Source organism: Pseudarthrobacter sulfonivorans (assembly GCF_001484605.1).
GTDB classification, from domain to species: domain Bacteria; phylum Actinomycetota; class Actinomycetes; order Actinomycetales; family Micrococcaceae; genus Arthrobacter; species Arthrobacter sulfonivorans_A.
On the sequence record NZ_CP013747.1, the window covers coordinates 1,432,865 to 1,458,187 of the forward strand.

Here is a 25,323-nt window from a genome sequence, read left to right on the forward strand (position 1 = left end):
ACCCCCGAGGGGCCGGCTGGCCGGGGTTTTCGAAAGCGTGCGTCAGAGCGAGGTACGAGCAGCACGCGTGAAAACTCCGGTCTACCGGGCCCGGACTCTAGTCCTCGAACTCAGACAGCGGCGGGCAGGAGCAGATCAGGTTGCGGTCCCCGGCTGCGCCGTCGATGCGGCCGACGGGCGGGAAGTACTTGTCCTGCTTGAGGTGGTGGACCGGGAAGGCGGCCTGCTCACGCGGGTACTGACGGGTCCAGTCGGAAGATACGACGGCGGACGCGGTGTGGGGTGCGTGGCGCAGCGGGCTGTTCTCCACGCTGAAGTCGCCGTTGGCCACCTGGTCGATTTCCTTGCGGATGGTGATCATCGCGTCGATGAACCGGTCGATCTCCACCAGGTCCTCGGACTCGGTGGGCTCCACCATGAGTGTGCCCGCAACCGGGAACGCGAGGGTGGGGGCGTGGAAGCCGTAGTCGATGAGGCGCTTGGCAACGTCCTCTGCGGTGACGCCGGTCTTCGCCGTCAGCCCGCGGAGGTCCAGGATGCATTCGTGCGCCACGAGTCCGCCTTCACCGGTGTAGAGGACCGGGAAGTACTCGTTCAGGCGGGCCGCGACGTAGTTGGCCGCGAGCAGCGCCGACTTCGTGGCTTCGGTCAGGCCCTCGGCGCCCATCAGCTTCACGTAGGCCCAGGAGATCGGCAGGACACCGGCGGAACCGAACCGTGAGGCGGAGATCGGGACGTCATTGCCTTCGGTCCAGGTAGCCGCGTTACCCGGCATAAACGGTGCCAGGTGCGCCTTCGCTGCGACCGGGCCAACGCCGGGGCCGCCGCCGCCGTGCGGGATGCAGAAGGTCTTGTGCAGGTTCAGGTGCGAGACGTCGCCGCCGAACTTGCCCGGCTGCGCGAGACCCACAAGCGCGTTGAGGTTGGCGCCGTCCACATAAACCTGGCCACCGGCGGAGTGCACGGAATCGCACACCTCGCGGACGTCGGCGTCGTACACACCATGTGTGGAGGGGTAGGTGATCATGATCGCCGAAAGGACGTCCTTGTTCGCCTCGATCTTGGCATTCAGGTCATCGTGGTCGATGCTGCCGTCAGGCGCCGTTGCCACAACGACAACCTTCATGCCCGCCAGGACAGCGGAGGCGGCGTTGGTGCCGTGCGCCGAGGCCGGGATCAGGCAGACCGTGCGCTGGTCATCGCCGCGGGAGAGGTGGTAGCCGCGGATGGCCAGCAGGCCCGCGAGCTCGCCCTGGGACCCGGCGTTCGGCTGGAGCGAGACCTGGTCGTAGCCCGTGATCTCGGTCAGCTGGTCTTCGAGATCGGTGATGAGTTCGCGCCAGCCCACGGTCTGGGAATCCGGGGCGAACGGGTGGATCGAGGCGAACTCCGGCCAGGAAATGGCTTCCATCTCCGCGGTGGCGTTCAGCTTCATCGTGCACGAACCCAGCGGGATCATCGTGCGGTCCAGGGCGAGGTCGCGGTCACTCAGCCGGCGGATGTAGCGCAGCAGCTGCGTTTCGGAACGGTGCGTGTTGAACACCGGGTGCTGCAGGTAACCGGAGGAACGCTCGACGGCGGCATCCAGCGCGAACTCAGTGTCAGTGCCGGCGGCCGCGTCCACCGCCGCAGCACCGAAGGCTTCCAGAACACCGGCAACGATGGCCTGGGTGGTGGTTTCATCGGCGGAAACGCCGACGGTGTCGCCGTCGATGTGGCGCAGGTTGATGCCCTTGGCCTCCGCTGCGGCAATAATGGCCGCAGCCTTGCCCGGCACGGAAACAGTGACGGTATCAAAGAAGCTCGTGTGCAGAACGTCCAGGCCGGCCGCCTTCAAGGACGCGGCGATGGTAGCAGCGTGGCTGTGGGTGGTCTCGGCGATCGCCTTGAGGCCGTCCGGGCCGTGGTACACGGCGTAGAAGGAAGAGACGATGGCCAGCAGTGCCTGCGCGGTGCAGATGTTGGACGTGGCCTTCTCACGGCGGATGTGCTGCTCACGGGTCTGCAGCGCCAGACGGTACGCGGGGACACCGGCGTCGTCCTTGGACACCCCGACCAGGCGGCCCGGCATGGACCGCTCCAGGCCCTTCGCCACAGCCATGTACGCCGCGTGCGGGCCGCCGAAGAACAACGGCACACCGAAACGCTGGGTGGAGCCGACGGCGATGTCCGCGCCCTGCTCCCCCGGCGGGGTGATCAGCGTCAGCGCCAACAGGTCGGCAGCGACCGTGACCAGGGCGCCGCGCTCCTTGGCGGCCGCGATCACTGCGGCGTGGTTGAAGACCCGGCCGGAGACGCCCGGCTGCTGCAGGACGACGCCGTTGATAACGCCGTCGGGCAGGCCCTGGGAAAGGTCAGCGACCTCCACCTCGAAGCCGAGGGCTTCGGCGCGGCCCTTGACGATGGCGATGGTCTGCGGCAGGCAGTCAGCATCCAGGACGGTCTTACCGTCGTGCGCGGCCTTGTTCTTGTTCGCGCGGCGCATCATCAGCACAGCCTCGGCCACGGCGGTGGCTTCATCCAGCAGCGACGCGTTCGCGATCGGCAGGCCCACCAGGTCCTGGACCATGGTCTGGAAGTTCAGCAACGCCTCCAGCCGGCCCTGGGAGATCTCGGGCTGGTACGGGGTGTACGCGGTGTACCAGGCCGGGGCTTCGAGGATGTTCCGGCGGATCACGGCCGGGGTGACGGTGTCGTAGTAGCCCTGGCCGATCATCTGCACAGCAGTCTTGTTCTTGGCCGCGAGCTTCCGCAGCTCGGCAAGGACCTCAACCTCACTCAGGGCGTCCTTGAGGCGGAGTGCCACATCCTGCCGGATGCCGTTGGGGACGGCAGTATCCACCAGCGCGTCCACAGTGCCGTAGCCGACGGCCTTGAGCATGGAGTCGATATCGGCCTGGCGGCGGGCGCCAATATGCCGGTCAACGAAAGTGGCCGAGGCCGAATTAACACTCACAAGGAACTCCATTACTAAGGCGGCGCAGGGTGCGCCACATCGACTCGGGTTCCTCCCCGCTCTGTCTGGGACCTGAGAGTTTCCGCGCAGCCTGCTTCCGCTAGGCTGCGCTTGCACCGTCGGTGGGCACAGCGGTCCCGACATTCCGGAGTGATCCGGGACGCTTCAGGCGGACGGCCTGCCACTTTCCAGAGTTGCCTGGCCGCGGCGGTACGTGGGCCTGAGAGATTCCTGGGGAGGATTTGCTCCTACGGCGCCTGTTGTACCTACTAACAGAACTCTCCCGCCGCAGATCAAAGGCATATTCAGATTTTGTGGCGGCCGCAGATGGTCGCCACGCGGTCCAATTCTCCTACGCCCCGGGCCACCGGGCAAATGAGCGCGTTGACTCGTAGAAGATGCGCGCGTAGTGGGTATCGAAGAATCATTTGGTAATGCGCGCGTAGCGGGGTGTCTGCGGCTGCCGGTTCGCTGGCGGGGGTAGGGCTGCTGCTATGGAGCTGACGATGAGCGAACGCAGGGCTGTCACGAAGGTTCTGGCCACGGAATACCGCCGTGCTTCCAAGGCCAGGAAGGGCGAGATCCTGGATCAGATCTGCGCGGTGACGGGCTGGCACCGCAGTCATGCTCGCAAGGCGCTGGGTCTGGTCCTGAGGATCAGGGTTGTCCGTCCCCGCCCGCCGAGGCCGCTGGTCTATGACAGCTCTGTGATCGACGCCCTGCGGTTCTGTTGGGCGGTGCAGGGCACGCCGTGCGGGCGGCTGCTGGCGGCGGCCCTGCCTGATCTGGTTCCGCGTCTGCGCCGGTTCGAGGAGCTTCAGATCGAGGACGGGACGGCGGCGCTGCTGTTGCGGATAGCGCCGGCGACCATTGACCGCCGGCTCAAGGCGGACCGGGCCAAACTGGATCCGCGGGGCCGGTCCCATACAAAGCCGGGAACGCTGCTGAAGGACTCCATCCCGATGCGGACCTGGGCCGAATGGGATGATGCTAGACCCGGTTTCGTGGAGATCGACCTGGTCGGTCACGAGGGCGGCAATTCCCAGGGCGAGTTCTGTTTCACCCTGGATATCACTGACATCGCGACGGGCTGGACGGAGACCGTATCGGTGCGGAACAAGGCGCAGAAGTGGGTGTTCGCCGCGATCAAAGAGGCGACCGCGAAGTTCCCCTTTCCCGTCCTGGGCATCGATTCGGACAACGGGTCCGAGTTCATCAACTGGGGGCTTTTTCGCTGGTGCGAGCAGGAGAAACTGACCTTCACCCGGTCCCGGTCAGGGAACAAGAACGACGGCGCCCACGTGGAGCAGAAGAACTGGCACATCGTCCGTCAGACCGTGGGTTACCACCGGTACGACACCCCCGGCGAACTGGATCTGCTGAACCGGATCTGGGAGCTGCAGCGGCTGCTGACCAACCACTTCGGCCCCCAGCAAAAACTCGTCTTCAAGGAGCGCAACGGCGCGAAGACCACGAAGAAGTACGACCTACCTGCCACGCCATACCAGCGAGTTCTGGCCGACAAGGGCACGGTCCGCAAAACGGACAAAACCCGACTCGGCCGAGAAAACCAGCCCCTGAACCCGGCAGCCATTCAACGCCAGATCCAGGCACTCACCGCCGAGCTACTGACGCTCACGACCAGCAAACAAGCCGCCAAACCCAAGCCCGCCACGCGCGCACTTCCGAATGATTCCACGAAGACGGCCACGCGCGCATCTTGACATGATTCCTCGGGATGAGGTCGGCGGGGTTCAGTCCCGCAGCCGCTCCACGGCAGCGAGGAGCTCCTCAATGTCTCCATGCCTGCCCCTGCCGTCCCCGGTGGTGCCGCTTTCCCACATGGCGTTGAAATACAGCCCGTCCCCCATATACAGCACGGCTTTCGCCATGGCCGTGCCGACATCGGCCGCGATCAGGTCCAACCATTGCTGCTGGATGGCGGCAAAACGGCGCCGGGCCTCTTCATGGGCCACTTCAGCCAGGCGCGTGGCGGCCACGAAGGATCGGTCCATGGGCGAGTCGGACCAGAGCGAGGAACGGATGAAGTAGGCCGCCGCACCTTCGGCTGCTTCGGCCATCAGCGCGAGGTCCTCGACGGCCAGCCGGTCCAGCCGCTCCAGCACCGCAGCGATCAGCGCTTCCTTGTTGGGGAAGTGATAGAGCAACCCGCCCTTGGACACACCTGCCCGCTTGGCCACCGCATCCAAAGTGGCAGCCCGCTCCCCCACGTCGATCAGGAGTTCTTCAAAAGCGTCGAGGACTGCGTCGCGTGCGACGGGATTTCTGGCCATGGCTTCAATCATGCACGCTCCGGGTCGCGTTTCTTAACTGTACCGTCTGGACGGTATAGTTAAGAACATGACATTGTCCGCACAGTCCAACCAGAACACCCGAAGCACATCCACCACGGCTGCCGATTTCAGGCCGTCGGGGCCCGCCAAGGCGCCCTGGCGCGATTGGCACGCGCTGGCCCTGCTGATGTTTCCGGTGCTCCTGGTTGCGGTGGACAACACTGCGTTGACGTTCGCGCTTCCGGCCATCGCGAGCAGCCTGGAGACAACCGGAGTCCAGCTGCTGTGGATTGTGGACGCCTATCCCCTGGTGCTTGCCGGATTGCTGGTCGCCATGGGCAGCCTGGGCGACCGGATCGGGCGCCGCCGGCTGCTGCTGACCGGCAGTGTTGGCTTCGCCGCGGTATCAGCAGCAACAGCCTTTGCTCCCAGCGCGGAGTGGCTGATAGCGGGACGGGCCATGCTGGGGTTCTTCGGGGCCATGTTGATGCCCTCAACCCTGTCCCTGATCCGCAACATTTTTCCGGACCCAAACCGGCGTCGGCTGGCCGTTGCCATCTGGGCTGCCGGCTTCTCCGGCGGCGCCGCCCTGGGTCCCATCTTCGGCGGGTGGCTGCTGGAGCAGTTCTGGTGGGGCGCCATCCTGCTGGTCGCCGTGCCCATCATGCTGCCCCTGCTGGCGTTCGGCCCTGCGTTCATCCCGGAATCAAAAGATCCGCGCCCCGGCCGGGTGGACGTGCCCAGCATCGTCCTGTCCCTGCTGGTAATGGTGCCCGTTGTGTATGGCATCAAGGAGCTGGCGACCGATGGTTTCGGGGCCGCTCCCGTGGGTCTTATTGCCTTTGGCCTGGCCATGGGCGTCGTCTTTGTCCGCCGCCAGCAGCGGCTGGCCAGCCCCCTGCTGGACATGTCCCTGTTCGGCAACCGGGTCTTCAGCACTGCCATCACGGCAAACGTGCTGGCCCTGTTCTCCTTCAACGGCTTCATCTTGTTCCTCGCCCAGCACCTGCAGCTCCTGGACGGAATGACGCCGTCGGCCGCCGGAATTGCCATGATCCCGGCCCTGGTGGCCACAGTGCTGGCCGGGCTGGCAGTGGTGCCGATGGTCCGGAAGGTGCGTCCGGGCTTTGTGGTGGCGGGTGGCCTGGCCCTGAGCGCCACCGGCTACGGAATCGTGGTCTTCGGTGACCACGGCTCCGGCCCGGCCCTCCTGCTGGCCGCGCTGCTGATCCTCGCCCTGGGCGTGGGCACAGCGGAAACCATTTCCAATGACCTCATCCTGGGCTCCGTTCCAGTGGAGAAGTCAGGAGCGGCGGCCGCCATCTCCGAAACGGGCTATGAGGTGGGGTCCCTGCTGGGGACGGCGGTGCTGGGCTCCATCCTGACCGCTTCCTACCAGCGCAATCTCCGGCTTCCGGCCGGGGTGGAGGAAACGGCGTCGGGCACTGCAGTACACCAGGCGGGTGAAACTCTGGCGGGCGCCGTGGAGCTGGCCGCCGGCCTGCCTGCTCCGCTGGCCGAAGCGCTCCGCGGCGCAGCACGCCTGGCGTTTGATTCGGGCGTCCACACCACTGCGGCAATCGCGCTGGTACTGATGGCGAGCGCGGCAGCCCTCGCCGCCGTCGTACTCCGGAAAGTTCCGACGGCGGACTAGGCGCTCGTCTCCGGCAAGCCGGCGAGCGCACAAAAGCGCCCGGCGCGGGAAGTCATTCCGGCGCCGGGCGCTTGTGGCCTCATTAGGGGCCGGCTCTTACTTGGCGTCAGGGGCGGTGACGCTGGCGGAGGCCTTCATGGTCTCGGCGTTCACCATCCACGCGTACTGCTCCAGCTTGGCGATGAATTCGTGGAGCAGGTCCGCGGTGGTGGGATCCTCGTCGTCCACTTCGTCATGGACCTTGCGCATGGTGCCCACGGCAGCCTCAAGCGCGGCAACGATCCGCTCGATGGCGTCCTTTGTGTTAATGAGGCCTTCGGGGAACTGCGCGAGGCTGGTGGACTTGGCCACGGTGGCACTGCGGCCGTCCGGCAGGGCATGCAGGGCGCGCATCCGCTCGGCCATATCGTCCGCGAACTGCCGGGCGGCATCCACGATTTCGTCCAGCTGCAGGTGAAGGTCCCGGAAGTTGGTCCCCACAATGTTCCAGTGGGCCTGCTTGCCCTGGATGTGCAGCTCAATCAGGTCCGCAAGTACGGCCTGCAGGTTATTGGTCAGGGTCGGTGAAGCTTTCATGAATCCTCCTCGATTGGTCCAGTAGTCCCGACGCTATCAGCCGCGGGATCGATCGCGGCAGGCCGGAAGCAAATTTCTCAGTGAGCTTACTAATCTCACGGAGCGAGACAAAAGAATGGGATTCATTTAAACCATTGCGCGAAAGCCGTGCACCCTCCATACTAAATGAACGTCATTCATTTAGTGACGGTCGTCTCACTGGAAGTAAGCACATGATTGAAATTTCCTGCCTCGACTCACCCATGTCCCTGGCCCGGACAACGCCGTCCGTCCGCCCTGCCCTTCGGGTGGGCGTTGTGCAGCACCGCTGGCACGCAGACACCGCCGTCCTGCAGGCGGAACTCGATGAAGGAATCGGCCGCGCCGCCCGGCTCGGCGCGTCGGTGGTGTTCCTGCCCGAACTCACGCTTTCCCGCTACCCTGCAGACACCTGCCCCGAAAATGACACCACGCGCCCTGGAGCGGCGCGGCCCCGGCCGGCGGACATCGCTGAGGACCTGCTCACCGGACCCACCTTCCGGTTTGCTGCCGAGTCGGCCCGCCGCCACGGCGTGGCTGTCCATGCCTCGCTCTACCAGCAGGCACCGAACCCGGACGGCAGCGACGACGGCCTGGGGCTGAACACCGCCATCCTGGTGTCGTCCGAGGGCGAACTGCTCGCCCGCACGCACAAGCTCCACATCCCGGTCACCGCCGGCTACTACGAAGACAAGTTCTTCCGCCAGGGGCCGGCGGCCGCGGACGCCTACGAGGTCCACGCGCCGGCAGAACTGGGCGGCGCCCGGCTGGGCATGCCCACCTGCTGGGACGAATGGTTCCCAGAGGTGGCCCGGCTCTACTCCCTCGGCGGCGCCGAGATCCTGGTCTACCCCACCGCCATCGGTTCCGAACCGGACCACCCGGACTTCGACACCCAGCCGCTGTGGCAGCAGGTCATTGTGGGCAACGGCATCGCCAACGGCCTGTTTATGATCGCCCCCAACCGCTGGGGCAGTGAAGGAACGCTGAACTTCTACGGCTCCTCCTTCATCTCCGACCCCTACGGCCGCGTCCTCGTGCAGGCCCCGCGTGACGCCTCCGCAGTGCTGGTGGCAGACCTCGACCTGGACCAGCGGCGGGACTGGCTGACGCTCTTCCCCTTCCTGTCCACGCGCCGCCCCGATACCTACGGCCGGCTTACGGAACCCGTACGCCGTGACCAGCCGCTCGGCGGCGAAGAGTCGGGGATTTCGCTCCCCACCCGCCCCCTAACCTCGCAAGCTCGGTCAGGGAACCCTGCGGTCGTGGCCCCAGGCTCAATCACCGGTCAGGAAGTGACCGCATGAGCACGTGGCGCATGCCCGCCGAAACCGCTCCGCAGGAGCGGCTGTGGATGGCCTTTCCCACCGGCGGCTACACGCTGGGCGACACGGAGGAAGATGCCCACGCTGCCCGGTCCACCTGGGCAGCGGTGGCCAACGCCGCCGTCGAATTTGAGCCGGTCACCGTGGTGGTGGACCCCGACGACGTCGGTATCGCCGCCCGCTATCTGAACCGGAACGTCGAGGTACTTGCCGCCCCGCTCAACGATGCGTGGATGCGGGACATCGGCCCCACGTTTGTGCTGGACCAGGACGGGAGCCTCGGCGCCGTCGACTGGATCTTCAACGGCTGGGGCGCCCAGGACTGGGCGCGCTGGGACAAGGACGCGCTGATCGCCGGCGAAGTCTCGGGCCGATCCGGCGCCACGCACATCGTGTCCGCGCTGGTCAACGAAGGAGGCGGCATCCAGGTGGACGGCCAGGGAACCGTGCTCGTGACCGAAACCGTGCAGCTGGATCCGGGCCGCAACCCGGGACTCAGCCGGGCCGACGTCGAAGCCGAGCTCGCCCGGACCATCGGCGCCACGCAGGTGGTCTGGCTCCCGCGCGGACTGGCCCGCGACTCGGAACGGTTCGGGACGCGCGGTCATGTGGACATCGTGGCCGCCATCCCCTCCCCCGGCACACTGCTGGTGCATTCCCAGCAGGACCCCCGCCACCCGGACTTCCAGGTAAGCCGCGACATCATCGAGCACCTGCGCACCACGAGGGACGCGGCCGGACGGGAGTGGTCCATCATCGAAGTCCCCGCCCCTGAAGTGCTCTGGGATGACGAAGGCTTTGTCGACTACAGCTACATCAACCACGTCGTGGTCAACGGCGGCGTCATCGCCTGTACCTTCGGGGACCCGAACGATGACAAGGCGCTGCAGATCCTGGCGGAGGCCTACCCCGGCCGGCGTGTGGTCGGCATTGACGCCCGTGAGCTCTTCGCCCGCGGCGGCGGCATCCACTGCATCACCCAACAGCAGCCTGCTGCCTCGTAGAAAGAGCTGGACAATGACTCAAACCACCCGCACGAGCACCCCCGCAAGCCAGCCATCCGGGACCGACCCGGCCGGCTCGGCGCACGGCATCACCGCAAAAGGACTGAAGGGCGGGCAGCTGGGCCTCCTCGCCGTCGTCGTTCTCGGCATTTCCACCATCGCACCGGCCTACACGCTGACCAGCGCCCTGGGCCCCACCGTTAATGAGGCGGGGCTCCAGTTGCCCGTCATTTTCCTGATCGGGTTCATCCCCATGATCCTGGTGTCACTCGCCTACCGGGAACTCAACGCCGATTCCCCGGACAGCGGCACCACGTTCACCTGGGTCACCAAAGCGTTTGGCCCCTGGGTGGGCTGGATGGGCGGCTGGGGACTGCTCGCCGCCAACATCATCGTCCTGTCCAACCTGGCAGGCGTGGCCGTCGACTTCTTCTATCTCTTCCTGTCACAGCTGACGGGTGCACCTGAACTCGCGGACCTCGCGGCCAATAAGCCGTTGAACGTCCTGACGTGCTTCGTGTTCGTGGCCCTCGCCGTGTGGGTGAGCTACCGCGGCCTGCACACCACCAAGCTGGTCCAGTACGGACTCGTCGGATTCCAGCTGCTGGTCCTGGGACTTTTTGTGGGCATGGCGTTCGCGAACTGGTCCACGTCGGAAACGGCCATCCCCTTCAGCTGGGAGTGGTTCGACGTCACCAGGATCGAGACGTTCGGGCAGATCGCTGCCGGCATCTCGCTGTCGATCTTTGTCTACTGGGGCTGGGACGTGTGCCTGACGGTGAACGAGGAAACCGCCAACGGCAAAAAGACCGCGGGCCTCGCCGGCACGCTCACCGCCGTCGTTGTCCTGGGGATCTACCTGTTGGTGAGCATCGCCACCATGATGTTCGCCGGCGTCGGCGATACCGGGATTGGCCTGAACAACACTGAGAACCACGAGAACCTCTTCACGGCGCTGGCCTCGCCGATCATGGGGCCGTTCGCCATCCTGATGTCGCTCGCGGTGCTGTCCAGTTCGGCCGCGTCCCTGCAGTCCACGTTCACGTCGCCGTCGCGCAGCCTGCTGGCCATGGCCCACTACGGTGCGCTGCCTGCGCCGTTCAGCCACATCAGCAAGCGCTTCTCGACGCCGGGCTTCGCAACAGTGGCGGCGGGCATCCTGTCCGCTGGGTTCTACGCGGTGATGCATGTGATCAGCGAAAACGTCCTGAACGACACCATTCTGGCCCTCGGCCTGATGATCTGCTTCTACTACGGCCTGACCGCCATCGCCTGCGCCTGGTACTTCCGGAACAGCGTGTTCAGCAGCGTCCGCAACTTCATGCTGCGGCTGCTCTGCCCGGTAGCGGGCGGCGTCGGATTGTTTGTGGTTTTCCTGCAGACAGCCATCGACAGCTGGGCGCCGGAGTTCGGCAGCGGTTCGGAGGTCTTCGGGGTTGGGCTGGTGTTTGTCCTAGGCATCGGGATCCTGGCGCTCGGGGCTGTGCTCATGGTGATCATGGCACGCCTCCGCCCGGGGTTCTTCCGCGGCGAGACCATCCGCCGGGACACCCCCGCACTGGTGGTGCCCGAGTAGTTGCCCTACCCACAGCACACAGCACGGCGCCCTGCCCGGAAAGTCTCCGGAGCAGGGCGCCGTTCTTTGGTTTTCCTGATCTTGTCTCAACTGCGGTACAACATCGAACCGCCGTCACCAGAAGTGCGCTACATCCACCACCATGCGCGATCCGGATCCGGGACCGTCCAGGGTGAACACCCGGAACGGGAGCCGGGCACGAACGCCCAGGCCGATGCTGGTGTAGCCCTCAAAGCTGCCTGCGTAGGCCAGCTGCCGGAAGGTCTGGTATCCCGAAACGTTAGTAAGTTCGGCCTTGCTCGCCGGCTTGTACGTCTCCTTGTAGTTGCTGTCGTGGGACGGTGCGTTCACAGTGACTTGGAGGAACGCGCCACCCCGCAGCGGGATGCCAAAACCTGAACCGTCCTGTACCGCCATGGGTACGTACCGGACGGTGTAGCCGGCAACAGGGCCGTTGAGATCAACCACCATCCGGTCAAAGCAGTAGTGCTGCCCTGTCCGGACGTTGGTGACGGATGCGGTGCTCATGGCCGGGTCTGATTCAGCCAGCGATCCCCATACGAGCCCGCAATACGATGTGGTTGCCGAGGCGGGCCCCGGAGCCAGGAAACCCAATCCAACAGCCATCAAAATGACTGTCAGCCACGTATGAATCTTTTTCATTGTGGGCCACCCTTCGAGTGATTAGGTAGCTCAAGCGTAGGAGTCTCCAAGGCCACTCAAAAGGGTTGTTGCCGCTTCGGCACGGAACCGTTAGTCGGCCTTGGTTCCGGTCACGCGGGCGTAATTCTGAAGCACTTTGCGGGGCCATCGAAACGCTATTAACACCGTTTCTGCACCCTGCCGTTATGCATAATAACGACGCCGGCGCACCTCACCGGACTGCCGCCGTCGGCCGTTCAGCCTTCGCACTCGATGCAGTACTTCAGGCCGTTCTTTTCGCGTGCAACCTGGGACCGGTGCCGGACCAGGAAGCAGGATGAGCAGGTGAACTCATCGGACTGTTCGGGAACCACAATGACGGTCAGTTCTTCGCCGGAGAGATCGGCTCCGGGAAGGTCGATGCCTTCGGCGGTGTCGGTTTCGTCGACGTCGATGACTGCGGTCTGGGCGCTGCCGCTGCGGGAGGCCTGCAGCGCCTCCAGCGACTCGGCAGAGGCCTCGTCGTCAGTCTTGCGTGGAGCGTCGTAATCGGTAGCCATGGCATGTTCACTTTCGTCGCTGCACGGCACCATTTCAGGCACCTCAGTGAAGCAGTTTAGGTCATTATGCCGCTACTTGGGCAACAGTGTGGCCAACCAGACAGTTTTCGTTGCTTCGCCGTCTGCAGACGGGGTAATTGATGCAATCTTGAGGGCATCCGGGGGCGAAATCTGAGAAGGCGCCGTCAGGATGGATTCGCAGGCCGCTGGGGCCTGCAAAACCCACCGAGGAGGCCGCCGTGGCTACCGCAGCTTCGGTGGGCCTGCACATAGTCGTGCTGGTGCCCGCTTACAACGAGGCCGGCTCGATCGGGGCAACCCTCGATGGCCTGATGCTCCAGTCCCGTCCCGCGGACCTCATCGTGGTCATCCCCAACGGCTGCACCGATTCAACGGCCTGGGAAGCGCGGAAGTACCCGGTGACCACCATGGAGCTTCCCCGATTGCAACACCGCAAATCCGAAGCCCTGAACCGGGCCTGGGCGAAGTACGCATCCGACGCCGACGTGGTCATCTGCCTCGACGCGGATACGGTCCTGCCCCCGAACGCCGTCGAAGCCTGGTCCCGGGAATTCAGCGCGGAAACGGGCGCGCTCCTCGGTGGCTCGTCGTCGAAATTTACAATGCAGGACCCCGGATTTCTGAGCAGGCTGCAGAAGGCTGAGTTCGCCACGTGGACCGATACCGCCCTGAGGAGGGGCCGGACCAGCGTTCTGGCAGGAACCGGCTGCGCCATCAATAACGCCGTCCTCCGTCAGATCGCGGCCCGGGACGACCGGGAAGGGCCGTGGGTCTACACGTCACAGGTCGAGGACTTCGAACTGACGTACCGCATCCGGGAACTGGGCTTTATCTGCCAGGTCTCCCCCGATGTCCGCGCCTACACCGACTCGATGAAGACACTCAAAGCGCTGTGGGGCCAGCGGATGAAATGGCAGGTCGGCACCGTGGAAGACCTGCTGGACCTTGGAATCAACCGGCTGACCCTGCGGGACTGGGGTCAGCAGGCCATGGGTCTGCTGGGTGTGTTCCTGAAGCTGCTGTGGATCGGCGTCATTGCCCTCTCACTCTCGTTGGGAGTGTTTCGCGTCGTCCTGTTCTGGTGGCTGGTGCCAATCCTGTTCGTGGCCCTGGACATCAAACGGGCCCTGCGGATTCCGCACCGCGACTGGAAGGACGTCCTGATGGCAGCCACGTTTTTCCCGCAGGAATTGTTCATGTGGCTGCGGTCCGGTTGGTTTCTGGCCTCCTGGTGCGCTGTCCTGACGGCAAAGATCACCCGGCGGCGGATAGACCGCTGGGAAGCGCAATACACAGCAGAGGAAATCAACTAACAAATGTACGGAATGAACGCCGCCCTACCCGCTTCCGGAGCCGCTCTGGGCGCTACCGGACTGGCCTACACGGGCCTGGACGCCATGGCTGCCCTGCTGACCGCGCTTGGCGTGATGCTCATTGGTGTTGCCCTGCTGGGGCTGGTCCGCCGGGACAACAAGGCGCGTCCCTGAAGACCGTGTCAGGGAGTCCGGCGCGCCTGCAATGCGGACTTGAATGCTGAGGCGGAGGTGCCGCTGCTGTTGATCCGCCAGTCGGTTTCTTTCTGGAGGTGGAACCACACGAAGCCCATAACATCAGGCTGGGCCGCCAGATACGACACGAGCTCAGTGTTCCAGGCAGCCTTGTTACCCCCTGCTTCGCTGGAAGCCGTCTCGCTGATCAGGATGGGAACTCCGGGTGCCAGAGTACGCAACTGGGCTATCCCCGGAGCGAAGAGATCCTGCGGCGATATCCAGCCGCTCCAGGAGGCTGAAGTGCCCCAGTTGTACCCGTCGAGGGCTACAACATCCACGTACCCGGCGCCGGGAAAGAGGCCGGCGAGATCGGTGGAACCGTAGTAGGGAACATTCGGGCTCCAAACCCAGGACACATTGCTGGCTCCGGTGGCAGCAACGATGTCGTGAACATGGCGCCAGGCTTCTACATAGTCGCCGGGCTGGTTGCCGTTGACGCCTTCGGCCCACGGGTACCAGTTGCCGTTCATCTCGTGGGCGAATCTGAGCTGGACCGGCTGGCCCCAGGCCGCAAGTGTCTGGCCCCACTGCGTGATGTGGGCGTCAAAGTCGCCGGCGGCAATTCGGTCCAGGGAGTAGGCGGGCTGTTCCATTCCGCCGCCCCAGGCCCAAGGTTCCCAGGTTATGAGCGGGACGGCGCCGCGTGCCCGGACGGAGTCCATCTCGGCGATGGGGGGCGCCTGGAGGAAGTCCTTGTAGAACAGAATCGTGGACGGGCTTTCGCCGGCCAGTAGCGCCACTTCATCGAGTTCGCCGCCGGCCAGGGAGCCGCCGGCCGTGGCGACCCCGAAGCGAAGCGCGGCGGTGCTGACCGGAGGGAGCGTCGGGGCCGGCGCGGTCACTGTGAACACGGACGAGGCCTGGATGGACGAGGTCTTGGCCGTGATGGTCAACGATCCCGTGGCTGCGGAAGGGATGCTGATCGAGGTGCTGAAGGCACCCGAGGCCGCCGTTTTGAAGGGAAAAGTCGTGGCACCGGCGATCACCGTCCCCGTGGTGGAGGCCTTGAACCCCGTTCCGCTGACTGTGACGGCGGATCCTGCCGGTCCGGTGGCCGGGCTGAGGGAGATCCGGCCTGTGGCAGGCGCTGCCTGGGCGGCCTGGGCCGGCATCAGTCCCAAAGCCAGACCCAGGCCAACCACTGCCGCGATAGATTTCAAAGTTCGGAGCATGGCGATCGGTCCCCCGCAATCGGCAAGGCGGTTGGAAATCCGCCGGTCAGGTGGTGCCTACCGGCACTTTCCTGATCCTAAGGGTGGGACGCCGAAACCAGACCGGATTTTTTCGAAATCTTTGAAAGGAACTCGCGGCTCTCTGGTGGGTCCTGCCGGCCGTCCCTTCTGGTGACCGAAGGTTCGACTGGCGCTGCACGAGGCAGCCCAGCCGAAGCCGTTACTGACCGGGGGCCCGGTAGGCAGGTGTCTTGCCCACAGCTGCGTCAATATCCTCGGGTGTCATGAGCGGCGTGAGATGAAGGTCCACGGCGCCGGTCGAATTGATCATCAGGGAAAGGGCAACAGCACTCGGCTGATCGGGAACGTCGAAGACCCCCAGGACATCCGTCTCGCCGAACGCGTAGTAGATGCATTCCAGTGATCCCCCAACCGACTCCAAGGCCTTTACAACCGCGTCCCGACGCTTGGACCCACCCTCCTGCATCAGGCCTTTGATGCCCTGGCCCACATAATTTGCTTGGAAAAGATACTTAGTCATGGCCGATTCCTGTTCTGCTGTGCCCAGAACACGAACCTATCCGCACGCCCAGAACAGGGGATGAGTGAAGGGTTCTGGAGTTCTCCCCGATGGGGGTTGTGGCCCGAGTCTAGGCCTCCCCCCGGCAAGTGGCAACGGTCGGTTGTACCCACCTTCCAGCCAACATCCGGCAATGGCAACGAAGCCGCTCGCGGGCTTGTATTCGAGGGGCCGTTCCGGCGCCCTTGCTGGCCCACGGGGTCCGCGGGCCAGCAAGAGCATGGCGCCTAAACCGCCGCGGCTTCCAGCGCGTCGGCGCCTCTGATGGTCGCTCCTTTGGAGCGGTTCACCATCAGCCCGAGAAGGTCAAAGACCAAGGTTGCGGCCGCGAGAGTGGTGATGTCTGCGTGGTCGTACGCGGGGGCTACCTCGACGACATCAGCCCCCACGATGTTGATACCGTTGAGGCCCCTCAAGAGGGCAAGCAGCTCACGGGAGTGCAGGCCGCCCATCTCCGGCGTTCCGGTGCCCGGAGCGTAGGACGGGTCCAGGACATCAATGTCGATGGAAACGTAGACGGGCGTATCGCCCAGACGCTCCTTAACCCTCTGGATTGCGGCGGGGACACCAATGACGTCCAAGTCCGAACACCTGATGATCTGGAACCCGAACTCGTGGTCGCGCAGAAAATCGTCACGGTCATAGACCGGCCCGCGGATACCCACGTGCATGGACTTGTCCTCTATAAGCAGCCCTTCCTCGAAGGCCCTGCAGGTGAGCATCGAAGTGGAGCAGGGCAACCGGCCCGTGGACTTGGTTCAGCGCCCGCAGCATAGGCAGGGCGATGGTGTGGTCCCCACCAATGGCGATGAGTCTCTTGTCCTCGCTGATCAGGGGCCGCGCCTGCTCCTCGATTTCGCGTACAGCCCGGGTGATGTCGTAGGGCGTGCAGGCGATATCGCCGGCGTCCACCACCTGGGCTTCATACACGGGCTCGACGTCGAGTTCCGGGTAGTATCGGTCGGCGGCAGCGCACCGCTGGATACGCGCCCTCAAACCTGATCCTGCGGGCAGTGCCACAATCGGAGCCTCCTGTCGGATTCGAACCGACGACCCCCGCTTTAGACCTTGACGCCTGTCTGCAAGCCGGGACGGTGGCGCTTTGCCCGAAATCTAGAGGTTTCTGCGATCCACGACGACTGATGAATACTTGTCCTTTGTCGTTGATTGGGGTGAGTAAAAGGTGAGTCGGTTGCAATTGCTGGCGGCTGTAGCGGCGTCCCCTGCCCTTTGCGAAAAGTCCTCCTCTCAATCAGAGATTGTGACCCTCTTGTCCTTCATTGACAGATGTTCGCGCCAAGCGCATGACCGAAGGCAGACTCTTTCAGGAGCCAGACCGCCCCTGTCCCATGCCGCCCGTTCCGCGGTCACAGAGGCTGTCCTGTCTCATTTAAGTTGACCCACGAAAAGCCCGGAATCTCGCGAGTTGGGTCACCTGTAGTGAGATGAACTTGCCCAACTTGTCTCACTACCGGTGACCCAAATCGTCGAATCCGGCCTGGCATTAGACCTAAACCGTGCATCGCGCGCGTCCTGGATTGCCGCCGCAAAGGTGGCTGCCGAATCTCAGCCACCTCCGGATGACAGCTCTGTAAAAGTGATTGACAAAATATCGCGGCATCGGTTGACTGGACATCGCGCGCACGCCGTCAACGCGCCAGCGGCGAGTTGCAAGACGCCGTGCGTGACGGCGGGGGAACAGAGCCAAACTAACTGGGGAGCAGCCATGGCCGAACGTCAATCAAACCTTTCGCGGCGGACGCTGCTGTCCGGAGCGGTGGCGGTGCCCGTAGCCGGAACCATTGCCCTCGCGGGGCCACCGGTGGCAGCAAGCTCCCACGGTCCGGCAAGCGTGCTCCTGCAGCGGAGGAATTGGCTGACGCGGCGGATGGAGGTGTTGGAGCGTGAATTCTCGGCGAGAGTGGGGCTGTTTGCGGTCGACGGACCCACGGGCGCGAAGTTCGGGCACAGGGCCGACGAACGGTTTGCCATGTGCTCAACATTCAAGGTCTACGCCGCGGCAGCCGTGCTTCAACGCGCGTCCGAGGGTCTCGCGGACCTCAGCCGGGGCATCCGCATCGATCCTGCCGACGTGGTGGTGAATTCACTGGAATGCGCCGACTTCGCCGGGAGCACGCTGCCGCTGAAATGGTTCTGCAAGGTGGCGCTGACGCACAGCGATAACAGCGCGGGCAACCAACTGCTGAGGGAACTGGGCGGTCCGGCAGCGATCGGCACTTACGCCAGATCTCTTGGCGACACCGAATCCCGGCTGGACCGGTGGGAGCCCGAACTCAACAACGCCGAGCGCGGCGATCCGCGGGACACGTCCACGCCGCGGGCCCTCGCGCACGGGTACCGGAAGCTGCTGCTGGGCGACGCCCTCAGCCCGTTAGTGCAGGCACAGATGACGGGTTGGATGCTGGCCAATGGCACCTCCGGCCAGCGGATGTGGGCGGGCCTGCCGGACGGATGGACCTCTGCGGACAAGACTGGCGCCGGCCTGTTCGGGACCGTCAACGACGTCGGAGTTGTCAGGAACCCCGCCGGCGAACCATTGGTCCTCTCCATCCTTACCGACACCGCTAGTGGCGCGGCCGATACGCCCGGAAGCAATGAACTGGTGGCGGCCATCACCCGCGCTGTGACCAGCGGAAAGTGACCAGCGGAAGTGACACGCGGAAAGTGATCGTTAAGGCGGACCTGGGGATGTTCTCACCTTTCGACGCCAGCAATGGCTACCCTTCACAGAAAATTTGGGGTAGGAAAAGCCCTGCATCCGGCGCCGGAAATGCCGGCCGCTTCCCACGCTACGCGGTACCCGAGTGAGTCGGAACCATGCCTGACATCGACCAGATTGACCCGCCCGACCAACCGATTCGTTTCGTCGCGCACAGCGAAGAAGAAGCAATCTCCCGCTGATTGTTCGTCCAGGAGCGCCTGATGGCGCGCTTGGCATGGGGCATGTCAGCATGCTGTCCCTGCGCCGATCGACCCGGGCCTCGCGCATAAGCGGTAGTTCCAGTCCGTCGGGGGCTACAACTCCATGACCGCGAGCCGAGCACTGCTCCCGGATCCACGCCGAATCCTTGTCGGCGGATTTGATGGTGAGGAACGCGTCAGTGCCGAGGAACCCGAACACGGTCGCCGGCAACGAACAGGATGCCGATCACGATGAACAGCCAGGCGCCGGACAACGACATCAGATTGTCGCGTTCGCACCAGGACTCGGCAAGAAGGCCGGTCGTGTGAGACAAAACCACCAATGCATCACCTGTAGTGAGACTGCCTCAACTTGGACGAGACAGGACACGGGACAGAGGCGGCCATTTCGCTACGACGTCCCCCGAACAGGGCGATTCGCTTCTACCTGACGAAAGGTGCATTATCGGCGAACGGATTTGGCTGGGGAGTGCCTGGCAAAAAGGGGCTGTGCGGGGCATCAAACTTGGCCCTTTTCTCCCAAAACTTAGGTCCTCAGAACAGGTCATCTTCTACGCCCTGGACCTGCTGGCCTAGTCCGAATGTGGATGAATATCCAATTCAGTGCCTGTCACTTGAGTCCGCAGCTGATTTAGCCTGCTTAGGCTCTGTAGCGACCTCTCCCGATTATCGGCGGCAATTGCCAGGACCAGGGCGTGCCCGAGTATCAGTCCGGCAGCGAGTTCGCTGGCGGAGCTGGTTGTCGTTTGTGGTGTCGTCAGGATCGCATCGACCCGGTCGGCCAAGGTAACCCTTAAGGCTTCCGTGACAACGATGACTTTGGCGCCGGCCGCTCGGGCGCAGTCGATTGCGACGTCAATTTCCCGGAACAGCCGAATTGGCGCGAGGATCAGCAGGACATCGCCCTCTCGAAAGGTGATGAGGTCATCGGCCAGCCGGAACCCGCTCATGGAGATGGTACGTGCATCCATTCCTATGCGGCACAGGGACAGGGTTATGTACTCGGCAATGGAGCTTGCAGGTCCAAGCCCGAAGTTGAAAACACGGGAGGCCGAGTTCAGGAAATCTACAGTTTGCGACCAGTCCTCGAGGGAGATGCCTTCCCTGAGCTGTTCCGCCAGCGAAATGGTGTCATCCAGGGCCTTTCCCAGCCCTTTATCCGTCGACTGATAGTTGGCCATTCTGTCGTCAAGTACCTCAGCCAGGTTCCGCCGACGAGAAAGTGATCCGATTAGGGACTTCTTTAGTTCCGGAAACCCCGTGTACCCCAGCGATTTTGCTGTCCTCACCACCGTGGCATCACTGGACTTTGCCAGTGCAGCCAGCTCAGAAGCTGACGACACGACTACGTCGTCCTGGTTCCGGAGCATCCACACCGCCAGCCTTCCTTCCGCTGGCGACAAGCCACTCCCCAGCGCCGCCACCCGCTCCTGGAGACTTGCGCCCATCAACTCTGCTGAAATAGTCATTTCACTATTGACCTATCTTGTAGTGCGTACTACTGTGATTACTAACACAGGTTACAACGAATCGGGTAGTAATGGTATTGAACCGGAAACAGTACGACGTTGCAGTGATCGGTCTCGGAACCATGGGAAGCATGGCCCTCTGGCAGTTGGCCAAGGCGGGCGTCGACGCGGTCGGGGTTGAACAATTCCGTGTCGGGCACGACCGCGGCGGCGCGGGCGGCGAATCAAGAATTTTCCGTCTTGCCTATAAGGAAGGGCCGGAGTATGTTCCGCTTCTGCTTCGCAGCCGTGAGCTCTGGCTCGAGCTGAACTCTCGTTCCCCAACGCCTATCTTCCATCCTTGTGGGGCGCTCACCATCGGCCGGCCCGAGCATCCTGATCTAGCTCAAGTCTTCAAAAGCATCGAGCGATTCAACCTAGATCATCGTGTCCTCAGTATCTCTGAGATGGCCAGCATCTATCCGCAGCATCGCCTCCATGAGGGGGAAGTGGGGATCTTCGACCCTGCCGGAGGCCTCCTGATCCCGCAGCAAGCCGTCGAGGCTGCCGTCGGGGCAGCGAAGAATCACGGGGCTACTGTACTGGAGCAGACAGAGGTCCTCGACATCGATGCCGACGCCACCGGAGTAGCGATCGCTACAACGAATGGCACTATCCGGGCCAGGCGCGCGGTCGTAGCGGCAGGTGTCTGGTCCAAGAAGCTGCTACCGGGCAGGTCCGGCCGGTTTGAAATCCGGCGCTCAGTCCTCCATTGGTTTGGCACCCAAGACCCTGCCCTTTTTGTGCCCGGACGGTTTCCGGTAGGGATCCGCAGAAGCGGATCGGATGGCAACTTTTCGTTCTTTCCGACTCTGGACGGATCCGAAATCAAATGCAATCTGCATATTGACAAAACTGCCGTATCTGACCCGGACGCGTTCGACGGCACGATCGACGAGGAATATTCCGCTTTCGTACGGGATCAAATCATCGGGCTGGTCCAGGGATTGGACCCGGACAGGGTTCGCGCCCAGGGATACCTCGACGGCTACAGCCCCGACAATCATCCGTTCTTTGGAGATGTTCCCGGCAACGACAATCTCACGGTACTTTCCGGGTTCTCCGGCCACGGGTTCAAGATAGCGCCGGCCATCGGGGAAGCAGTAGCCGAACACGTGAGATTCCAGCGGACAACCATTGATATTTCACACATGGCCTTCAACAGGCAAATAGACGACATAGAAGATCTTCTCGAAAGGAACAGCGAATGATTCGCATTGGTGTTGATGTTGGAGGAACATTTACGGATGTCACGGCCCTGGACACGGAGGCAGAGACTTTTCATGTACTGAAGCTTCCGACGACGGTAGAGGATCAGTCCAAGGCGGTGACCGAGGGGATTCTCGGCGTTCTGGAAGGAATCGGAAAGTCTCCGGCAGACGTCAGCTACCTGGGGCACGGCACGACCGCAGCCACCAACGCGCTACTGGAACTGCGCGGTGCCAAGACCGCTCTCCTGACGACCAAAGGCTTCGCCAACGTACTGGAGATCGCCCGTCAAAAACGGCCCTCCCTCTATGATCTCTTTGCCGACAAGCCGCGGACCCTCGTGCCGAACAGTCTCACCGTGGAAGTTGATGAGCGTCTGTACTCGGACGGCAGCGCCCGAGTTCCACTGACCGAAGCCGAGGTCGCGAGAGTCGTCAAGCAGGTCAAGGCACTCGACGTCCAGGCCGTGGCGATCTGCCTGCTGCACTCCTACCGGAACTCCCAGCATGAAGAAGCTCTGGAAGAAGCGCTCCGCAGCGAGATCCCGAACCTGTACATTTCCCGGTCCAGTGCAGTAGCACCCGAATTCCGGGAGTATGAGCGGTTCTCCACAACGGTCATCAACTCCTTTGTCGGACCGGAAATGAACCTCTACGTCACCCGGCTGGAGGACCGCACCCGTGCAGCCGGAGTGCAGGTGGGTCTGAAAGTCATCCAGTCAAATGGGGGGCTCACTTCCCCCCGGGGTGTGGCGGAGAAGCCTGTGACCACGCTTCTGTCCGGCCCCAGCGCCGGAGTCATCGCGGCGATCTATACGGCCCAGGCTGCCGGTGTGGAGCAGCTGATCACATTCGACATGGGTGGCACCAGTACCGATGTCTGCCTCATCCGGGGTGGCAGTGCCTCCACAGCGAGTGAAAGGGAGGTGGCCGGATACCCCGTGCGCATACCGTCGGTGAATGTTCACACCGTTGGTGCCGGCGGTGGAAGCATTGCGTCCGTCGATGCCGCAGGCGGGCTCAAGGTCGGCCCGGAAAGTGCCGGCTCATACCCCGGCCCCGCCGCTTACGGCCACGGAGGGCAGCTTCCGACAACGACGGACGCCAACGTGGTGCGTCGCCGCCAGAATCCTAAGTATGCTTTGGGCGGCAAAATGCCGATCGATTCCGAAGCGGCGCAGGCCTCGTTGGAACGCCTCAGCAAAGAGCTCGACATGGGTGTTCTCGAAGCTGCCCGCGGTGTACACCGCCTGGCAAACTCCAACATGGGACGTGCGGTACGCAAGGTTTCCATCGACGCCGGTGAAGACCCTCGGGAGTTCACCCTCGTGGCGTACGGCGGCGCCGGACCTCTGCACGCCGTCGAGGTTGCTGCCGAAGTAGGCATGCGGAAAGTTCTTATCCCCCCATTCCCCGGGACACTGTGCGCGCTCGGCCTACTGGTGAGCGACGTCAAAACAGAGATGGCCAAGTCCTTCCTGGCCGCCGCGAGCCAGGAGAACCTTGAAGTGCTGAACCAGCACCTTGCCCAGCTTGTGGATCACGCGCACCGGTGGCTTGAAGAGGAAGCTGCCATTGCGATATCACAGGAGGTCTATGCCACTGCTGACGTCCGCTATCCACGCCAGAACTTCGAACTGGCCGTAAGGCTGCCTGCTTTGCACATGGACAACGAAACCCTGGCGGAGACCATTGCGGACTTCCACGAGGCACATCAGCGAGCCTACGGGTTCTGTCACCCGGACAGCGTGCCCCAGATCGTCAACGTCCGTGTGGTGGCGCACGGACATGTGCGCAAATATCCCTTGCCCACGATCTCCGCAGGCGCGGAAACGGTCGCGACCGCGGCAGTGATCGACTACCGCGACGTCGACTTCGGCGCGGACTCGGGCCCCGTCAGCACCCCCGTGATGGACCGCGCTGCGCTGCAGGCCGGCAACCGTTTCAACGGCCCCGCCATCATCGAACAACCCGATACAACAACCGTCATTCCACCGACAGCAACTGTCGAAGTGGACCGCTTTGGAAACCTGCTCATCGAGGTGGAACCGGCATGAAAATTACCAACAAGGTTGACTCTGTTACCGTCCAGGTCATCGGCAATGCATTGCTCTCCATAGCGGACGAGGTCGGCTCCGTGCTGAAGCAGGCCAGTTACTCCACCAACATCAAAGAACGTTCCGACTGCTCGACGGCTGTCTTCAACAAGAACGGCCGGCTCGTGGCCCAGGCTGAACACATTCCCATCCACATGGGTTCGATGAAGGGCGCCGTCGACGAACTGCAGCGGGCCCGCGGCTTCGACTCGCTGAAACCTGGGGACGTCTACATCACCAACGACCCCTACTCCGGCGGGGGAACCCACCTTCCGGACATCACGATGGTGGCCCCGGTTTTCCGCGAAGGAGAACTGATCGGATTCAGCGCCAACATCGCACACCATTCAGATGTCGGTGGGCACGTCGCGGGCAGCAACTCGGGAGACTCCACGAGCATTTTCCAGGAGGGCCTGCGCATCCCCTTGGTCCGTTTCACGGATGCTCTAGGCGTCAACGAAGACATCCTTGCCTTCGTGACCCTCAATTCCAGACTTCCTGAAGAACGACGTGGTGACCTGTTGGCGCAATCTTCCGCCGTCGGGATCGGTGCGACGCGTCTGGTGGAACTTCACGATAAATACGGCACTGAAACGATGGAATCAGCCCAGGAGGAACTGCTCGAATATGGCAAACGACGGCTGGCCGCCGCCGTCGCTGCATTGCCTGACGGCAATTACTCATACAGCGACTGGCTCGACAGCGACGTCGCCGGGGAAGACCCGATTCCCGTGGCAGTGACCGTAAGAGTGGCCGGCGATAACATTGAACTGGATTTCGAGGGCACCGGCCGGGAGGCGAAAGTGGCCGTCAACGTCGTTCGGTCAGCGCTTGAGGCGACAGTCTATTACTCCCTGAAAGCGGCGCTGGATCCCGACATTCCGGCCAACGGTGGCTTCTTCGACTCCATTAAGATCCTGGCACCCTTGGGATCGCTACTGAATCCCAAGGCCCCGGCCCCGGTCGCAGCACGCACAGATGCCTGCCAACGGGTCGCGGACGTCATCATGGGCGCCTTGGCGCAAGCAATCCCCACACGCATACCGGCCGGCTCACACAGTTCCATAACGTTCGTTACCTTCTCCGGCGGTAAAGAGGACTTTTTCGTCTATCCGGAGGTCGTTGCGGGCGGATTTGGGGCCCGTCCGAACAAAGACGGAATGGACGCAGTCCAGGTGCACGTCACCAACTCATCGAATCTGCCGATTGAAGCACTTGAACTCGAATACCCCCTGATGGTGGAGAGCTACGAACTGATTCCCGATTCAGGTGGTGCCGGCGAGTTCCGCGGAGGGCTGGGCGTCCGACGCGATATCCGCATCATGGGCGACGAAGCCGAGTTCTCCGCCCACGCGGACCGGCAAACCTACCCCCCGCGCGGATTCGAAGGCGGACTCGACGGCACCCCGGGCAGGTTCATCCTTCGCCCCGGAACTCCTCAGGAAGAAATCCTAAGCAGCGGCCGCGTCTCGGGCATCAAACTGTACCGCGACGACATACTCCGCATTGAAAGCCCTGGTTCCGGCGGCTTCGGCCTCCCGCAGAACAGAGATCGCGGAAAAATCGATACAGATATCCGCGAACACCGGATATCAGCGGAGGCGGCCGAAAAAGACTATGGACACTGACGCCTAATTTTC

At 63.4% G+C, this 25,323-nt stretch carries 20 protein-coding genes, 1 pseudogene and 2 riboswitches; of the genes and pseudogenes, 11 read left to right on the forward strand and 10 right to left on the reverse strand.

Translation table 11 applies throughout. From position 1 onward, the window contains the following. Positions 1-97 precede the first annotated feature (97 nt). Positions 98-2,968, reverse strand: a complete 2,871-nt coding sequence (gene gcvP / locus AU252_RS06310) for an aminomethyl-transferring glycine dehydrogenase (RefSeq protein WP_430929470.1) — start codon at positions 2,966-2,968, stop codon at positions 98-100. Positions 2,969-3,007: 39 nt separating this feature from the next. After that, a riboswitch (glycine riboswitch) is annotated at positions 3,008-3,153 on the reverse strand. Between the two features lies 1 nt (position 3,154). Beyond that, a riboswitch (glycine riboswitch) is annotated at positions 3,155-3,252 on the reverse strand. Positions 3,253-3,462: 210 nt separating this feature from the next. On the opposite strand from gcvP, the gene AU252_RS06315 reads away from it, so the two are divergent. Next, positions 3,463-4,680, forward strand: coding sequence for an integrase catalytic domain-containing protein (locus AU252_RS06315; RefSeq protein ID WP_058929994.1), 1,218 nt, complete (start codon positions 3,463-3,465; stop codon positions 4,678-4,680). Between the two features lie 30 nt (positions 4,681-4,710). Here the strand turns inward: AU252_RS06315 and AU252_RS06320 are convergent, their stop codons facing one another. Further along, positions 4,711-5,250 (reverse strand): TetR/AcrR family transcriptional regulator, encoded by a 540-nt coding sequence (locus tag AU252_RS06320; protein WP_058932788.1) that lies wholly within the window; start codon positions 5,248-5,250, stop codon positions 4,711-4,713. A gap of 67 nt (positions 5,251-5,317) precedes the next feature. Between AU252_RS06320 and AU252_RS06325 the strand changes: the two genes are divergently transcribed. Continuing rightward, on the forward strand, positions 5,318-6,904 hold the full coding sequence (locus AU252_RS06325) for an MFS transporter (protein ID WP_058929995.1): 1,587 nt from the start codon (positions 5,318-5,320) through the stop codon (positions 6,902-6,904). A gap of 96 nt (positions 6,905-7,000) precedes the next feature. Here the strand turns inward: AU252_RS06325 and AU252_RS06330 are convergent, their stop codons facing one another. Continuing rightward, positions 7,001-7,480 (reverse strand): Dps family protein, encoded by a 480-nt coding sequence (locus AU252_RS06330; RefSeq protein WP_058929996.1) that lies wholly within the window; start codon positions 7,478-7,480, stop codon positions 7,001-7,003. Positions 7,481-7,692: 212 nt separating this feature from the next. Here AU252_RS06330 and AU252_RS06335 point away from each other — a divergent pair, with 212 nt between their 5' ends. The 3 genes from AU252_RS06335 to AU252_RS06345 are packed head-to-tail and all read left to right on the forward strand — an operon-like array spanning position 7,693 to position 11,403. After that, on the forward strand, positions 7,693-8,805 hold the full coding sequence (locus AU252_RS06335) for a nitrilase-related carbon-nitrogen hydrolase (RefSeq protein WP_083510291.1): 1,113 nt from the start codon (positions 7,693-7,695) through the stop codon (positions 8,803-8,805). Further along, positions 8,802-9,827, forward strand: coding sequence for an agmatine deiminase family protein (locus tag AU252_RS06340; protein ID WP_058929997.1), 1,026 nt, complete (start codon positions 8,802-8,804; stop codon positions 9,825-9,827). The genes AU252_RS06335 and AU252_RS06340 overlap by 4 nt, the downstream gene beginning before the upstream one ends. A gap of 13 nt (positions 9,828-9,840) precedes the next feature. Then, a complete protein-coding gene (locus AU252_RS06345; RefSeq protein ID WP_058929998.1) occupies positions 9,841-11,403 on the forward strand; it encodes an APC family permease in 1,563 nt (520 codons plus the stop codon). A gap of 114 nt (positions 11,404-11,517) precedes the next feature. On the opposite strand, the gene AU252_RS06350 is transcribed toward AU252_RS06345, so the two are convergent. Together AU252_RS06350 and AU252_RS06355 are read right to left on the reverse strand one after the other, a co-directional pair. Then, a complete protein-coding gene (locus tag AU252_RS06350) occupies positions 11,518-12,066 on the reverse strand; it encodes an AMIN-like domain-containing (lipo)protein (protein ID WP_058929999.1) in 549 nt (182 codons plus the stop codon). Between the two features lie 236 nt (positions 12,067-12,302). Continuing rightward, positions 12,303-12,605 carry a DUF4193 domain-containing protein gene (locus AU252_RS06355; RefSeq protein WP_056347301.1) on the reverse strand — a complete coding sequence of 101 codons (303 nt, stop codon included), beginning with the start codon at positions 12,603-12,605 and terminating at the stop codon, positions 12,303-12,305. A gap of 239 nt (positions 12,606-12,844) precedes the next feature. Here AU252_RS06355 and AU252_RS06360 point away from each other — a divergent pair, with 239 nt between their 5' ends. Then, entirely contained in the window at positions 12,845-13,939 is a 1,095-nt protein-coding gene (locus AU252_RS06360; RefSeq protein ID WP_058930000.1) for a glycosyltransferase family 2 protein, read from the forward strand. Between the two features lie 3 nt (positions 13,940-13,942). Further along, positions 13,943-14,113, forward strand: a complete 171-nt coding sequence (locus AU252_RS23790; protein ID WP_157768944.1) for an LPXTG cell wall anchor domain-containing protein — start codon at positions 13,943-13,945, stop codon at positions 14,111-14,113. 8 nt (positions 14,114-14,121) lie between these two features. On the opposite strand, the gene AU252_RS06365 is transcribed toward AU252_RS23790, so the two are convergent. From AU252_RS06365 to AU252_RS06375, 3 genes and pseudogenes are all read right to left on the reverse strand, one after another. Continuing rightward, entirely contained in the window at positions 14,122-15,348 is a 1,227-nt protein-coding gene (locus tag AU252_RS06365) for a glycosyl hydrolase (protein ID WP_058930001.1), read from the reverse strand. Between the two features lie 220 nt (positions 15,349-15,568). After that, the gene (locus tag AU252_RS06370) at positions 15,569-15,889 is read right to left on the reverse strand and encodes a GYD domain-containing protein (protein WP_058930002.1); all 321 of its coding nucleotides are present in this window, start codon (positions 15,887-15,889) and stop codon (positions 15,569-15,571) included. A 266-nt stretch (positions 15,890-16,155) separates the two neighbouring features. Next, positions 16,156-16,948: pseudogene (locus AU252_RS06375) on the reverse strand (arginase family protein). A gap of 706 nt (positions 16,949-17,654) precedes the next feature. Between AU252_RS06375 and bla the strand changes: the two are divergent. Further along, on the forward strand, positions 17,655-18,590 hold the full coding sequence (gene bla, locus AU252_RS06380; protein ID WP_058930003.1) for a class A beta-lactamase: 936 nt from the start codon (positions 17,655-17,657) through the stop codon (positions 18,588-18,590). Between the two features lie 457 nt (positions 18,591-19,047). Here bla and AU252_RS23795 read toward each other — a convergent pair whose 3' ends face one another. Beyond that, positions 19,048-19,185, reverse strand: coding sequence for a hypothetical protein (locus AU252_RS23795; RefSeq protein ID WP_157768945.1), 138 nt, complete (start codon positions 19,183-19,185; stop codon positions 19,048-19,050). A 258-nt stretch (positions 19,186-19,443) separates the two neighbouring features. Beyond that, positions 19,444-20,340, reverse strand: coding sequence for a MurR/RpiR family transcriptional regulator (locus AU252_RS06385; protein ID WP_083510293.1), 897 nt, complete (start codon positions 20,338-20,340; stop codon positions 19,444-19,446). 71 nt (positions 20,341-20,411) lie between these two features. On the opposite strand from AU252_RS06385, the gene solA reads away from it, so the two are divergent. Genes solA through AU252_RS06400 form a run of 3 tightly spaced genes read left to right on the forward strand, consistent with a single transcriptional unit; the run spans position 20,412 to position 25,311 of the window. After that, on the forward strand, positions 20,412-21,590 hold the full coding sequence (gene solA / locus AU252_RS06390; RefSeq protein WP_058930005.1) for an N-methyl-L-tryptophan oxidase: 1,179 nt from the start codon (positions 20,412-20,414) through the stop codon (positions 21,588-21,590). Further along, entirely contained in the window at positions 21,587-23,644 is a 2,058-nt protein-coding gene (locus AU252_RS06395; RefSeq protein WP_058930006.1) for a hydantoinase/oxoprolinase family protein, read from the forward strand. Before solA ends, AU252_RS06395 begins: the two co-directional genes overlap by 4 nt. Further along, on the forward strand, positions 23,641-25,311 hold the full coding sequence (locus AU252_RS06400) for a hydantoinase B/oxoprolinase family protein (RefSeq protein WP_058930007.1): 1,671 nt from the start codon (positions 23,641-23,643) through the stop codon (positions 25,309-25,311). Before AU252_RS06395 ends, AU252_RS06400 begins: the two co-directional genes overlap by 4 nt. Positions 25,312-25,323: the final 12 nt, after the last annotated feature.

Coding starts and splice junctions, on each gene's coding strand:
- AU252_RS06320 (WP_058932788.1), bottom strand. CDS start 5,250: ATGGCCAGAAATCCCGTCGCACGCGACGCAGTCCTCGACGCTTTTGAA.
- AU252_RS06330 (WP_058929996.1), bottom strand. CDS start 7,480: ATGAAAGCTTCACCGACCCTGACCAATAACCTGCAGGCCGTACTTGCG.
- AU252_RS06315 (WP_058929994.1), top strand. CDS start 3,463: ATGAGCGAACGCAGGGCTGTCACGAAGGTTCTGGCCACGGAATACCGC.
- AU252_RS06335 (WP_083510291.1), top strand. CDS start 7,693: ATGATTGAAATTTCCTGCCTCGACTCACCCATGTCCCTGGCCCGGACA.
- solA (WP_058930005.1), top strand. CDS start 20,412: ATGGTATTGAACCGGAAACAGTACGACGTTGCAGTGATCGGTCTCGGA.
- AU252_RS06365 (WP_058930001.1), bottom strand. CDS start 15,348: ATGCTCCGAACTTTGAAATCTATCGCGGCAGTGGTTGGCCTGGGTCTG.
- gcvP (WP_430929470.1), bottom strand. CDS start 2,968: ATGGAGTTCCTTGTGAGTGTTAATTCGGCCTCGGCCACTTTCGTTGAC.
- bla (WP_058930003.1), top strand. CDS start 17,655: ATGGCCGAACGTCAATCAAACCTTTCGCGGCGGACGCTGCTGTCCGGA.
- AU252_RS06340 (WP_058929997.1), top strand. CDS start 8,802: ATGAGCACGTGGCGCATGCCCGCCGAAACCGCTCCGCAGGAGCGGCTG.
- AU252_RS06345 (WP_058929998.1), top strand. CDS start 9,841: ATGACTCAAACCACCCGCACGAGCACCCCCGCAAGCCAGCCATCCGGG.
- AU252_RS06325 (WP_058929995.1), top strand. CDS start 5,318: ATGACATTGTCCGCACAGTCCAACCAGAACACCCGAAGCACATCCACC.
- AU252_RS06350 (WP_058929999.1), bottom strand. CDS start 12,066: ATGAAAAAGATTCATACGTGGCTGACAGTCATTTTGATGGCTGTTGGA.
- AU252_RS06395 (WP_058930006.1), top strand. CDS start 21,587: ATGATTCGCATTGGTGTTGATGTTGGAGGAACATTTACGGATGTCACG.
- AU252_RS06370 (WP_058930002.1), bottom strand. CDS start 15,889: ATGACTAAGTATCTTTTCCAAGCAAATTATGTGGGCCAGGGCATCAAA.
- AU252_RS06385 (WP_083510293.1), bottom strand. CDS start 20,340: ATGACTATTTCAGCAGAGTTGATGGGCGCAAGTCTCCAGGAGCGGGTG.
- AU252_RS23790 (WP_157768944.1), top strand. CDS start 13,943: ATGTACGGAATGAACGCCGCCCTACCCGCTTCCGGAGCCGCTCTGGGC.
- AU252_RS06400 (WP_058930007.1), top strand. CDS start 23,641: ATGAAAATTACCAACAAGGTTGACTCTGTTACCGTCCAGGTCATCGGC.
- AU252_RS06355 (WP_056347301.1), bottom strand. CDS start 12,605: ATGGCTACCGATTACGACGCTCCACGCAAGACTGACGACGAGGCCTCT.